Origin of the sequence: Myxococcus sp. AS-1-15, from assembly GCF_020037055.1 — a bacterium.
GTDB lineage: Bacteria > Myxococcota > Myxococcia > Myxococcales > Myxococcaceae > Myxococcus > Myxococcus fulvus.
Window position 1 is genome coordinate 242,958 of sequence record NZ_JAIQDF010000013.1, and the last position, 13,021, is coordinate 255,978.

At 70.7% G+C, this 13,021-nt stretch carries 8 protein-coding genes; 4 read left to right on the forward strand and 4 right to left on the reverse strand.

Annotated elements, in window-relative coordinates:
* Nucleotides 1-56: 56 nt before the first annotated feature.
* Both K8625_RS30920 and K8625_RS30925 read left to right on the forward strand, forming a co-directional pair.
* Nucleotides 57-1,553, forward strand: a complete 1,497-nt coding sequence (locus tag K8625_RS30920) for a glycosyltransferase family 39 protein (RefSeq protein WP_223784725.1) — start codon at nt 57-59, stop codon at nt 1,551-1,553.
* Nucleotides 1,554-1,813: 260 nt separating this feature from the next.
* Nucleotides 1,814-5,416 (forward strand): endopeptidase, encoded by a 3,603-nt coding sequence (locus tag K8625_RS30925; RefSeq protein WP_223784726.1) that lies wholly within the window; start codon nt 1,814-1,816, stop codon nt 5,414-5,416.
* 110 nt (nt 5,417-5,526) lie between these two features.
* Here the strand turns inward: K8625_RS30925 and K8625_RS30930 are convergent, their stop codons facing one another.
* The gene (locus tag K8625_RS30930) at nt 5,527-6,699 is read right to left on the reverse strand and encodes an AI-2E family transporter (RefSeq protein ID WP_223784727.1); all 1,173 of its coding nucleotides are present in this window, start codon (nt 6,697-6,699) and stop codon (nt 5,527-5,529) included.
* 308 nt (nt 6,700-7,007) lie between these two features.
* On the opposite strand from K8625_RS30930, the gene K8625_RS30935 reads away from it, so the two are divergent.
* Together K8625_RS30935 and K8625_RS30940 are read left to right on the forward strand one after the other, a co-directional pair.
* The gene (locus tag K8625_RS30935; RefSeq protein WP_223750139.1) at nt 7,008-7,337 is read left to right on the forward strand and encodes a hypothetical protein; all 330 of its coding nucleotides are present in this window, start codon (nt 7,008-7,010) and stop codon (nt 7,335-7,337) included.
* A gap of 111 nt (nt 7,338-7,448) precedes the next feature.
* Entirely contained in the window at nt 7,449-7,871 is a 423-nt protein-coding gene (locus K8625_RS30940; RefSeq protein ID WP_223750140.1) for a cupin domain-containing protein, read from the forward strand.
* Between the two features lie 25 nt (nt 7,872-7,896).
* On the opposite strand, the gene K8625_RS30945 is transcribed toward K8625_RS30940, so the two are convergent.
* Genes K8625_RS30945 through K8625_RS30955 form a run of 3 tightly spaced genes read right to left on the reverse strand, consistent with a single transcriptional unit; the run spans nt 7,897 to nt 12,872 of the window.
* On the reverse strand, nt 7,897-10,458 hold the full coding sequence (locus K8625_RS30945) for a polynucleotide kinase-phosphatase (protein WP_223784728.1): 2,562 nt from the start codon (nt 10,456-10,458) through the stop codon (nt 7,897-7,899).
* Nucleotides 10,455-11,858: a 3' terminal RNA ribose 2'-O-methyltransferase Hen1 gene (locus K8625_RS30950; RefSeq protein ID WP_223750142.1), complete on the reverse strand. Its 1,404-nt coding sequence runs from the start codon at nt 11,856-11,858 to the stop codon at nt 10,455-10,457. Before K8625_RS30950 ends, K8625_RS30945 begins: the two co-directional genes overlap by 4 nt.
* Nucleotides 11,859-12,872: a hypothetical protein gene (locus tag K8625_RS30955; RefSeq protein WP_141327113.1), complete on the reverse strand. Its 1,014-nt coding sequence runs from the start codon at nt 12,870-12,872 to the stop codon at nt 11,859-11,861.
* Nucleotides 12,873-13,021: the final 149 nt, after the last annotated feature.

Sequence of the window (13,021 nt, forward strand, 5' to 3'; positions counted from 1 at the left end):
CGACGGGCCCCGCCCCGGGCCTTGGTGCTAGCGTGCACGCCTCCCCTGGGGGTGGCATGCGCCGGTTCGTCGTCAGCGCGAGGGAGCTGTGGCAGCGGCACCCGGTGGCGCTGGGTGTCGCGGTGACGTTCTCGCTCAGCCTGCTGTTGCGCTGGCTGTATCTCCAGTCCGCGCCGGACCGCGCCTGGCCCTTCTCCATCTTCTTCTACGGCGACTCGCGCTTCTTCCACACGTACGCGCTCGAGCACGCCCGGGGACTGGAGAGCTCCGCCACCCTGCCCTACCACCCGCCCCTGTTCCCGTGGCTCCTGGGCCTGCTGTACCGCGTGCTGGGCGAGCCCCAGGGCAACGCCTATCCGTACAAGCTGTGCCTCGCCGCGCTCAGCGCCTCCACCGTGGCGCTGTCGTGGACGTGGTGGCGGGGCCTGCTGGGCACCGCGTGGAGCTTCGTGGCCGCGGGCCTGTTCGCCGCGAGCTTCGGCTGGCTGGTGCTGTCCACCACGTACAGCAACGAGGTCCTGTACGCCTTCTTCCTCACCGCCACGCTCGCGCTCGTGCTGCGCCACCGCTCGGGGCCCACGCCCGTCGGCGCCGTGCTGCTGGGACTCGCGATGGGACTGGGCTCGCTCACCCGCGCCGAGCACCTGTACCTGTGGCCCTTCCTGCTCGCGTGGGCCTGGCTGTACCGGGGCTCCACGCCGCTGACGTCGCTGGCCACCCGCTGGGGCGCCGCGGTGCTCGTGTCCGCGCTGGTGCTCGCGCCGTGGGCCCTGCGCAACGCGCGCGTGCTCCAGGAGCTCAACGCGAGCACGCCCGCGCTGGAGCCCCTGCCCGTCATGGCGCCCGTCACCGTGTACGGCCCCATCAACTTCGCCATGGCGAACCACGCCGGCGCCACCGGCGGCTTCACCCCGGACTCCGTCAACCAGCTGGGCCAGGACGGCCACCTGGACGTGGCCAACACCGCCCAGCGACACCTGCTCCTGCACGGCTACGCGGTGGGCCTGGCGTGGATGCGCGAGCACCCCGCCGACGCCGCGCGGCTGTGGAGCGCCAAGCTGGGACGGTGGCTGGATGGACTGAGCCTGGGCCTGGGCGCGTCCAACCTGCCCTCGGGCCTGAGCGGCTCGCGCGCGCCCGTGGACCTCTTCGTCCCCGAGGGCGGCGCGCTCAAGTGGCCGCTCGTCGCGCTCCTCGTCGCGGGCGTCCTGTTGTCCGTGACGCCCCGCTGGCGCGCCTTCAGCCTGCTGTCGCTCGTCGTCCTGCACCGGGCGCTCATCACCGCCGCCTTCTTCGGCTACACGCGCGGCCTGCTCACCATCTTCCCCGCCCTGCTCCCGCTGCTGCTGCTGCCCCTCGTCGCGCTCACCGCGCGAAGGCCCGCGCTCGCCCTGCGCGTGCCCGCGGTCGCGGGCGTCCTGCTGCTCCTGTTGTGGGTGGAGGCCGGGGCGCTCGCGCTCGGCGCGCCCCGCGGCTTCATGGCCAGCGGCAGCACGGACCGCACCAGCGGCAAGCTCATCCAGGACGACTGGGTGCGCATCTGGCCGAAGTGAGCCAGAACAACCTGTCAATAAAATTTGGATGAGGGTGGCACAAATACGCGCCCAGCGCCATAGCGGTATTCACTTAGGGTGCGTCGAAGTGTTCGCCAGTCAACACTCCTACCCCGCGTTTTCCCTAGAGCACATGTCTGGAACGAATCTCTGGGAATAAGCCATATTCAATTTTCTGCGGGGCATCAGTAAGGCGTCTGCGGGCTCCGCACCGGAGCCTTCGGGGTCCGCCCCTCGGGACCCCCATAGAGGAGAACCGCATGCGCCACACCCAGGTGTCAGCAGCATGTCTTGCCTTGCTCCTGTCAGGGACGAGCTGGGCGGTCCAGCCCCCCCAGGCGGGACCGAGCGCCGTCGCCGACAAGGCCTTCTTCAAGCCGGAGTTCTACCTTCCCATCCAGAACATGCCGCTGCAGCAGGCCCAGCAGACGCTGGACAAGGCGGCGGTGGGAGGCTGGGACGACTTCTTCAAGCGCAACGGGAGGGACTTCCGCGTCCACATCGACCCTCGCACCGGCACGCCGTCGGGCATCGAGGGCGCCTACCCCATCATCCCCGGCAAGGGCGTGCGCAACCGCGTCACGCTCGACAGCGTGCGCGAGGCCATCGGCCGCTCCGTGGCGGAGGTGGACGAGTCCGTCGTGGGTGACCTGGTGTTCAAGTACATCGCGGACAACCAGGCCGCCTTCAACCTCGACGTGATGCAGATGAGCGCGCCGCGCGTCACGAAGATCAACGACAACCTCTGGCAGGTGCACATCGGCCAGGTGGTCAACGGCATCCCCGTGCGCCACGCGCGCATCGCGGCGACCATCAGCCACGGCAACCTCATCCTCGTCGGCACCGAGGCGTGGGCCACGGTGGGCATCGAGACCCGCCCGGCGCTCTCCGCCGGTGACGCGCTGGTGGCCGGCAACGGCTTCGTGGGCCTGAACACCAGCCCCCAGGGCCTGTGGCAGCAGCCCACGCTGGAGATCGCCCCCGTCGCGCCGGAAGGTGAGTCCTTCGCCGGCGCCGTGGGCACCGGCTACAAGCACCAGCTGGTCTACGCCTACGGGTTCCAGGACCCGGACAGCCACCAGCGCTGGAAGGTCACGGTGGACGCGAACTCGGGCGAGACGCTCGCCATCGAGGACGACAACCACTACTTCGACGCGCAGATCAACGGCGGCATCTACCCGTCCACGAACATCGGCACGTGCACGGACAACACCGTGTGCGGCACCATCAAGCCCAACTCTCCCATGCCCTGGGCGAACACGGGCCTGGCCTCACCGAACAACTTCACCGACGGCGCCGGCATCTTCAACTACAGCTCCGGCACCGTCACCACGTCGCTCGCCGGTCGCTACGTCCGCGTGTCCGACAGCTGCGGCGCCATCAACGTCAGCTCCACCACGGGCAACATCGCCCTGGGCGGCGTGAACAACGACCACGACTGCACCGTGCCCACCGGCACGTCCGCGGGCAACACCGCCGCGTCGCGCTCCAGCTTCTACGAGCTCAACAAGCTGGCGGAGCAGGCCCGCGGCTACCTGCCCAACAACACGTGGCTGCAGCAGCAGCTGCTCGCCAACGTGAACATCAACAGCACGTGCAACGCCTTCTGGAACGGCACGTCGGTCAACTTCTACCGCAGCGGCGGCGGCTGCCGGAACACGGGTGAGATTGGCGCCGTGTTCGACCACGAGTGGGGCCACGGCCTGGATGACTTCGACGCCAACGGCTCGCTGTCCAGCTCCAGCGAGGGCTACGCGGACATCGCGGCCATCTACCGCCTGCAGACCTCCTGCGTCGGCTACGGCTTCTTCCACACGACCAACCTGGGCTGCGGCCAGACGCCGGACGGCTCGGGCTACAACCAGCAGGAGTCGCAGGTCTCCGGCTACAAGTGGTGCGACACGCGCTGCTCCGGCGTGCGCGACTCCGACTGGGGCGCGGCGCTCTACGCCACCCCGTCCGCCCCGACGCTGGTGCCGGCGCCCCCGGCCACCCCGCAGAACTTCGTGTGCCCCATGTGCTCCTCCGGCACGGGCCCCTGCAGCAAGCAGGTGCACTGCGCCGCGTCGCCCGCGCGTCAGGCCGCCTGGGACCTGGTCGCTCGTGACCTGACGGCCGCGCCGTTCAACTACGACTCCAACACGGCGTTCATCGTCGGCAACAAGCTGTTCTACCAGGGCTCCGGCAACATCGGCGCCTGGCACGCCTGCAACTGCTCGGGCGGCACGTCCGACGGCTGCGGCTCCACCAACGGCTACATGCAGTGGCTGGCGGCGGACGACGACAACGGCAACCTGAACGACGGCACGCCGCACATGACGGCCATCCACGCCGCGTTCAACCGTCACAACATCGCCTGTAACACCATCACCCCGGTGAACTCCGGTTGTTCGTCCGGTCCCACCGCGGCGCCCACGCACACCGCGACGCCGGGTGACGGCCAGGTGGCCCTCAACTGGACGGCCTCCGCGGGCGCCACGGAGTACTGGGTGATGAAGACCGAGGGCATGGGCTGCGACTTCGGCAAGGCGAAGGTCGCCACCGTCTCCGGCACCAGCTACACGGACACCGAGGTCGCCAACGGCCGCGAGTACTGCTACTCCATCGTCCCCGCGTCCTCCAACGCCTGCTACGGCGCGGCGAGCACCTGCTCGTGCACCACGCCGGTCTGCGCGGCGCCGGGCGTCGCCACCCTGTCCACGCCGTCCAACGGCGCCACCGGCGCGGAGCTGGCCACGGTGCTGGACTGGAACGACGTGACGGGCGCGTCCACGTACGAGGTGCAGGTCTCCACCAGCCCCACGTTCGCCACGGTGGTGGCGTCCGCCAACTCGCTGGTGGGCAGCACCTGGACGGTGACGCCGTCGCTCAACGTGAACACGACCTACTACTGGCGCGTGCGCGCGAACAACTCGTGCGGCGGCGTGGGCACCTGGTCCACGGCGTCCAGCTTCACCACGCGCGGCTGCGTGGCGCTCTCCGCGCCCACGCTCGCGTCCCCGGCGGATGGCGCCACGGGCGTGGCCTCGGCCACGGCGCTGGACTGGACCGACGTGCCGAGCGCGGCGACGTACGAGGTGCAGGTGGCCACGGACGCGGGCTTCGCCAACATCGTCCGCTCCGCCAACGCGCTGACCACCAGCAACTGGACGGTGTCCCCCAACCTGAGCAGCGCCACGACGTACTACTGGCGGGCCCGGGCGGCGGACGTCTGCGGCACCAGCGCCTTCAGCGCCGTGCGCAGCTTCACCACGTCCACCGTCTGCACGCCGACGCTCGCCACGTTCGACACCACCCGCCAGGCCCCCACGTGCGGCACGGTGTGCGGCTGCGACACCGGCCCCACGCTGGTCAACGGCCGCGGCTCGATGTCCGGCGGTATCGAGCCGAACCAGCCGAACACCATCAATGACTCGTGCGCGGACGGCACCTCCGGCTCCTACCACGGCGACGAGAGCATCGACCGGGTCGTCATCAAGACGGTCGACCAGGGTCCGTTCGCCGCGGGCAAGCAGGTGACGGTGGAGGTCACGGTGTGGTGCTACAGCACCGGCTCCTCCGACTTCTTCGACCTGTACTACACGACCAACGCCGCGTCCCCGACGTGGACGGCCCTGGTCACCGGCGTGGTCTGCCCGGCGGGAGGCGTGCAGAAGTTCACGCACACGTTCAACCTGGCCAACACGGCGGGCACGCACGCCATCCGCCCGCAGTTCCGGTTCACCGGCACGGCGAGCGCCTGCGCCAGCGGCAGCTACAACGATCGCGACGACATGGTCTTCTCCGTCGGCGCGGCCGTGGCCTCCGCGGACTCGGGCAAGTCCACCACGTCCCAGGGCCGCGCGGCTCCCGCCGGCCGCTGACCGACGCCTCCCGTCCCCTCCGGTGCAAGCGGGCCGGAGGGACGCGGGTGAGTGACAGCAGGGATGGATGACGAGGGCTTCCGGGCGGTCCGCCGGAGGCCCTCTGTCTTTCAGTGGCGCTCGCCGGGGCCCTGCTCCGACGGAGGCTCGCCGCCTTCCAGCGGGCCCGCGAGCAACAGCCCCTCCTCCACCGCGCCCTTGCCCACCTGGCGGCGCGCGCGCTCGCGGTGGTGGGCGCGCCTGAAGCGCAGCTGCCGCTCGCGGAGGACCTCCTGGAGCAGCACCTGCGCGGCGGCGGCCAGCGGCACGGCGATGACCGCGCCGAGCAGCCCCGCCAGGGCGCCACCACACAGCACCACCAGCGAGATGAGCAGCGGGTTCATCCGGATGGCGCGCCGCTGCACCATGGGGCCCAGCACGTTGGACTCAATCTGGTTGTAGACGACGAAGATGATCAGCGCGATGACCGCCGAGCGGAACCCCACGGTGGCCAGCGTGGTGAGGCTCACCAGCACACCGCTGACGATGCTGCCGATGTAGGGGATGACGCCCAGCACCATCACCGCCAGCCCCAACGGCAGGAAGTACGGCACGCCCTGGGCGAGCGCGACGATGGCCGCCACCACGCCGCCGATGGTCATCACGAACAGGGTGCCGGCGATGTAGTTGCTCACCGCCTCGCGCATGCGGCCCACCAGCTGGCGCACGTGGTGCTGCCGCCGCGGCGCCACCCACTGGAGGATGCTCTCGTACAGTTCGCCGCCGAACAGCAGGCCGAACACGGTGAGCGCCACCACCGTGATTCCACCGGCGAGCAGTCCCAGGGAGGAGGACAGCACGCCCACCGCGCGACCCGCCAGGTCCAGCGGCTCGAAGCGCAGCAGCTCCTCCGGCTTCAGCTCGAAGCCGTAGCGCGTCCCCAGCTCCTGGAGCCACTTCGACTGGGAGAGCTTCTCCAACAGCCCCGGCGCGGACTGGACCAGGCCCTCCAACTGCTGCACCAGCGCGGGCACCAGCGTCCCCACCAGCACGCCCATCAACCCCAGCAGGAGCAGCGCCACCGCCGCCACGCCCAGGCCGCGGCGCACGCCCCAGCGCTCCAGCCTGCGCACCAGCGGGTCCAGCGCGAGCGACAGCAGGAGCACGACGGCCAGCAGCGTCAGGAGCGGATAGAGCCTGCGCAGCACCAGCCAGCAGACGGCGAGCAACAGCACCTGAAGCCCCACGGCCCACACCGTGCGGGCGGGCACGTAGACGGGGAGCTGGCGTCCTGAGTCCTTCATGCGCGACAAGGTAGGAAGTGGCGCGCCGCCAGTCAGTCCCCCACCCACACGAGCGCGGGACGCTCGCGCGCACGAGCGCCCGGGCCCAGGGGCGTCGACGCTCGGTGTCTCGTGGAGCAGGCGGACGGCCGAGCCCCCGTGCGCGCGCTGACTCCACGGGGCGGTTGGCGGCGCGCCGGAACGAACCTGTGCCGTGAGGGTGCTGGCGCCCCACCCTTCAGTCCGACAGCGACGGGACACAACCGGACTGCGCCATGTCCGATAATCTTCAAGCAGACCTGGAATCACGCCCGGAAGGAGGCGACGCGATGTGGGTCGAAGCCATCGTCATGCCCCGAGAGAAGCCCGCGGAGGTTCGAGCCGCTCCACGCGGCGAGGCCAGGCGTGCGTCCGCGGCCGCGCCCCTGGAGAGCCGCGCGGCCATCCACCAGCGTGCGGGGGAGGAGAGCCGCCAGTTCCGCGACCAGGTGCTCGGCTTCCTGCGGGCGCACCAGTTGATGAGCGCGGTGCGCTGGGTGAGCGAGCCCGGGGTGTTTCCGTTGGTGACGCTGCACTGCACACGCGGCGTGCTGGAGCGGCTGCGCCGCGAGCCGGGCTTCGAGGCGGGCCAGGCCATGTCGTTGGAGCTGACGACCTGAGGCCCTGTCGCGCCCCGGGAGCATCCCTACGTTTCCCTTGAGACATCACAGTCGGGCCACGGGTTCCGGGGCGCTCCGGCGCTCCTCCGCAGGCTCGCAGGGGGGAACATCATGAGCGAGCTCAGCATCAAGCGCTTCTCCACGCCCGACGAGCGTCGGCCGTTCGCCGACCACGGGCACGCGGAGATCCTCCGCTTCGACGACGACACGACGGTGGGAAGGGTCGTCTTCGAGCCGGGTTGGAAGTGGTCCCAGGACGTCAAGCCGCTGGCGGGAACCGACTCCTGCCAGGTGGCGCACGCCTGCTACATCGTCAGCGGGCGCATGGTGATCCGGATGGATGACGGCACCGAGCTCGAAGCGGGCCCGGGAGACGTGGCCATCATCCCGCCGGGCCATGATGGCTGGGTGATTGGCGACGAGCCCTGCATCGCGGTGGACTTCGAGGGCATGGGCCACTACGCGGAGCGCGGCGCGTCCCAGGGCCGCGCGCGCGTGCAGTCCTCCACCCAGCAGCCGCCGGGCGTTCACTGACTCGGGGAGCGGGGCGGGCCCTCGGCTACAGCCGGGGGTCCACCGGTTCACTCTCCAGCGCGAGCACGCCGAAGACACACTCGTGCACGCGCCGCAGCGGCTCCCGGCGCACGAAGCGCTCCAGGGCCTCCAGGCCCAGTGACAGCTCCCGCATGGCCAGCGAGCGCTTGGTGGACACGCCCCGCTGGCGCAGGCGCGACAGGTGCTCGGGCGCGGTGTACTCGGGGCCGTAGATGATGCGCAGGTAGTCGGGCCCGCGGCACTTGATGGCCGGCTGGAGGTAGCCCTTCTTGCCACGCGCCACATAAGCCCGGGGCTTCACCACCATGCCCTCGCCGCCGTTCGCCGTCAGCGACTCCCACCACCGCGTCGCCGCCGCCACCTCCTCCGCGTCCGCCAGCGACACCACGCGATAGGGCGTGGCCACCAGCCACCCGGCATCCGCGCGGCACACCCTGGCCAGCGACTCCATGTGCCACACGTGGTCCTTGTCCGTGTGCACGGCGCCCTCCGTCGCCAACAGGTGGAACGGCGCGAGCCGCACGTCCTCCAGCGAGGCCACCGGCCAGCAGTAGCGCCGATAGGCCGCGACATAGCGCCCCACGCCGTCCGCCTTGCGCTCGAAGCGGCTCACCAGCGCCGACAGGTCCAGCCCCCGCGCCGCCGCCTGGGCCACCGCCTCCCGGGCCGCGCCCACCGAGGCCAGCGCCGCCGCGCCCACCGCCGCGTACTGTTCGCGCACCAGCTCCCGCGCCTTCAGCGACCACGGCATCAGTTCGCAGTCCAGGCAGGCCCAGTCCGTCTGGTGCTCCCCCCAGAACCCGGAGGCGTCGAAGGCCGCGCCCAGCCGCGCCAGGAACGCCGCCTCCAGCGCCTCGTCCTGGAAGAACCGCCGCCCGGTCCGCGTGTAGCACGCGCCCCGCTCGTCCCCGTCGAGCCCGAAGCGCCGGCGGGCCACGTCCGCGTCGCGGCACAGCACGACGACGGCGCGCGAGCCCATGTGCTTCTCCTCGCACACCACCTCCAGCACGCCCTCGCGCTGGAAGTAGGCGAACGCCTCCTCCGGGTGCTCCAGGAGCCCGGGGCGCGCGCTCGTCTCCGACGGCGACATGGTGGGCGGCAGGTAGATGAGCCACTTGGGGTGCACCGCGAAGCGGCTCATCACCTCCAGCGCGGCCGCGGCGTTCTCCTCGCGGAGGGTGATGTTGCGCATCAGCCCCGTGGTCACGATGCGCTTGCCCAGCACGTCCGCCACGTCGAGCACGTCGTCGTCCTGCTGCTGCGCCGTCAGCGCGGCGGGAGCGCCTCCGATGCCCGGCGGCCTGCGCGCCTCGCAGTACACGCGCGCCGCCTGCACGGAGCACAGCTCCCGCTCCGGATAGCGCAGCGCCGTCAGCTTCCCGCCGTAGACACAGCCGGTGTCCACGCAGAGCGTGTTGTTGAGCCACTCGGCCTCCGGCACGGGCGTGTGGCCGTAGACCACCATCGCCTTGCCCCGGTACTCGGAGGCCCAGTCGTGGCGGACGGGCAGCCCGTACTCGTCCGTCTCCCCCGTCGTCTCGCCGTAGAGCGCGAAGTCGCGCACCTTGCCCGAGCCGCGCCCCTGCATGGACTCCTTGAGCCCCGCGTGCGCGACCACGAGCCTTCCACCGTCCAGCACGTAGTGGGACACCAACCCGTCGATGAACTTCACCACCTGGGCGCGGAACTCCGGGGGCTCGCGCTCGAGCTGCTCCATCGACTCCGCGAGGCCGTGGGACAGCTTGACGTCACCGCCCCGCAGCTTCCGCATCAGCTTGATTTCGTGGTTGCCCGGCACGCAGAGCGCCGTGCCCGCCTCCACCATCCCCATCACCAGCCGCAGCACCCCGACGACTCCCGGCCCCCGGTCGACCAGGTCGCCCAGGAACACCACCTTGCGGCCCTCGGGCGGGCGCACGTCGAAACCAGGGTCCCCCACCGGTTGGGGCGTGACGACGTAGCCCAGCTTCGTCAGCAGCAGCACCAGCTCGTCCAGACACCCGTGGATGTCGCCGATGATGTCGAAGGGCCCCGTCTCCTGCTTGCGGTTGTTCCACAGCGGCTGACGCTCGATGACCAGGTCCTCGAGCTGCTCGGGCTTGAGGATGTGGACGTGGCGGAAGCCCTCGCGCTCCAGGCCGCGCAGGGACTGGCGCAGCTGCTGGAGCTGGTGGCGCACCACCCGGAGTCCGAACTGACGGTTGGGCCGCAGCGCGTTGCGCGCGTGGCAGGTGGCCTCGGGCACGTCCAGGACGATGACCACCGGCAGCACGTGGTACTCGCGCGCCAGGGCCACCAGCGGCTTGCGCGCCTCGGGCTGGGTGTTGGTCGCGTCGATGACCGTCAGCCGGCCGCGCGCCAGCCGCTTCGCCGCGATGAAGCGCAGCACGTCGAACGCGTCGCGCGTCGCGTCCTGGTCGTTCTCGTCGTCGGACACGAAGCCGCGGCAGGTGTCGGACGAGAGGACCTCCGTCGGGAGGAAGTGCTTGCGCGCGAAGGTGGACTTGCCAGCGCCAGAGGGGCCGACGAGCAGGACCAGGGACAGCTCGGGAAGGGAGATTTTCATCGTGTGAACACCGCCATCTGGGTCGGCGCGCCGACCTCCGCATCCAGCGTCCCGACGGGCACGAAGCGCACGCCGTAGCCGAAGCGCTCCGCCTGCCGCCGCGCCCAGGACTCGAACTGCGCCCGCGTCCACTCGAAGCGGTGGTCCTTGTGCCGGAACGCGCCCGGGGCCAGGCCCTCGAAGCGCACGTTGTATTCCGCGTTGGGCGTCGTCAGCACCACGACGCCCGGACGCGCCCACTCGAACAGCACCCGCTCGAACGCGGCCAGCCGGGACGGCTCCAGGTGCTCGATGACCTCCACCACCGTCGCGGCGTCATGGCCCGAGAGCCGCGCGTCCCGGTACAGCAGCGAGCCTTGCAGCAGCTGGATGCGCTGACGTTGGAGGTCGGGGAGCCGCTCCAGCTTCAGCCGCTCGGCGGCGACCTCCAGCGCCCGCGTGGACACGTCCATGCCGGTGATGCGCGTGAAGCGACGCTCCTGGAGCAAGGCCCGCAGGAGCTTGCCCTCGCCGCAGCCCACGTCCACCACCGACGCCGCGCCCTGCTCGACGAGCGCCGTCAGCACGGCCTCCCGCCGCTGCTCGTCCAGGCTGACCCGCCGCTCCAGCGTGGCCTCGGCCTCGTCGCGGGCCGTCTCGACCGCGTCCGTCACACCGGTGTCCTCGCCCTCCAGCAGACGCGACATCGCCTCGCGCGCGAGGCTGCGCTGGTGGCGCAGGTAGCGCCGCGTGATGACCTCCCGCTCCGGATGCGACGCGAGCCAGCCCTCGCCGTGGCGCAGGAGCTTGTCGATCTCATCCTCCGTCACCCAGTAGTGCTTGTCGTCGTCCAGCACCGGCACCAGCACGTACAGGTGGCTGAGCAGGTCCGACAGCGGCTTGTCCCCCTGGAGCGTCACCGTGAAGTAGCGGCTGGGCCCCCACTCCGGCACCGTCTCGTCGAGCACATGGCGGGTGGCCGTCACGGTGTAGCCGAGCGGCTCGAAGAGGCGCCGCAGGAAGGGCTCGCCTCCACGACACGGCAGCACGGACAGCCGCGCGGTGAGCGGCAGCGCCCGGGACGCCAGCTCGGGCCGCTCGCGGCTGCGGCCGGAGAGGGCCGCGCCGAAGACGCGCGAGAGCGCCACGCTCAGGAACGACGAGGCCACGTAGGGGCGGTCATTGACGTACTGCTCCAGCGCGCCGCCGTCGCCGGAGGGGCCCTTGCGCTCGCGCACCAGCGCCACCGGGTCCACCTCCAACAGGAGCGCGGCCGTGCAGCGCTGCTCGGTCGCCTCCGGGTAGAAGACGTGCGCCGTGCCGAACGACACGTCGAACGACTGGGGCTTGTGCGGGCTCTTGTGCAGCAGGTAGCCCAGGTCCGTCGCGGGAGAGTGGGTCGTCGAGAGTGTCAGGAGCATTCAGTGCCAGACCCGGGCCGAGGCCACGAGGGTGTCGAGGTCGATGCGAAACGCGCGAGTGCCTTCGCCGCCATACAACCAGGGCCCACGCCCGCGCATCCACGTGGGCTGCCAGCGCTCGCCGTCCGGGTCCACGAAGACGAAGGTCCCCGCGGAGGCCAACGTCTTCTCGCGGCGACCGTGCAGCACGTACAGCTCGAACTGGGAGCGCGCCGAATACGAGCCGCCGAACAACACGTGCGTAGAGCCCACCGCCATCGCGCTCGCTCCCGCGACGGGTGTCTTCCAGGTCACCGGCTTCGCGCCGTCGCGCAGCCGCACCAGCGGGAAGTCCGTGTAGAAGTACAGCCAGGTCTCGTCGTCCGACGCGACGTTGAGCGCATAGCAGTCGATGATGATGTCCGTCCCGGCGGCGCGCGGGTCGAACTCACTCAAGCGCCGCCCCATCGCATCGAATTGCACCAGCCCGCTGCGGCCGATGGGCTCGCTGTCGATGTCACCCTGACCCCAACCCCGGTTGCCGAGCACACCTTCGTCGAAGTAGCTCACCCACAGCCGACCATCGCCCGTGGCCTGGATGTCCTGGATGCCATCACCGAGCGTCAGTTCGCGCCGGGCCACGCCTTGTCGCGAGTAGACGATGGCGTTGCGCGCGTGGGCGTCCTTGTCCACGTAGGCGCACCGGGCCCCCGCCAGCAGCAGGTCTCCATCGGGCAGGGGTTGGACGAAGTGGAAGTTGAGGCGCTCGGGTGGAAGGAGGATGGACTCGGGCTCGGCGTCTGGGAAGGGATAGCGCAGGACCTCGTAGGACTGCGGAGCGTCCGCGTGGGACTTGGCGAACGAGGCACCTCCTGGAGTGAAGGACATCCGGTCGTCGCGCTTGCCGTCCAGTGCCACGAGCCACAGGTCGAGGTCGGGCCCAACTCCCTGCGCCACCACCTCTCGGCCCGCCAGGGCCTCCGAGAAATCGACGAAACACGGCACCTCGAGATGGGTCAACTCGCGTTCTGACATGGCTTTTTCCTGGTCTGGGAACCGAGCTCGGGGGGGCCGGTTTCGAGGCCGCAGACGCCAGGTCCGGAGGGGACCTGACGCTCCCCGCGGGCGCACACCTCCCCCCATGACAGGCACTCGCGCTACAGTGGAAACACCCCCCGCGCGCT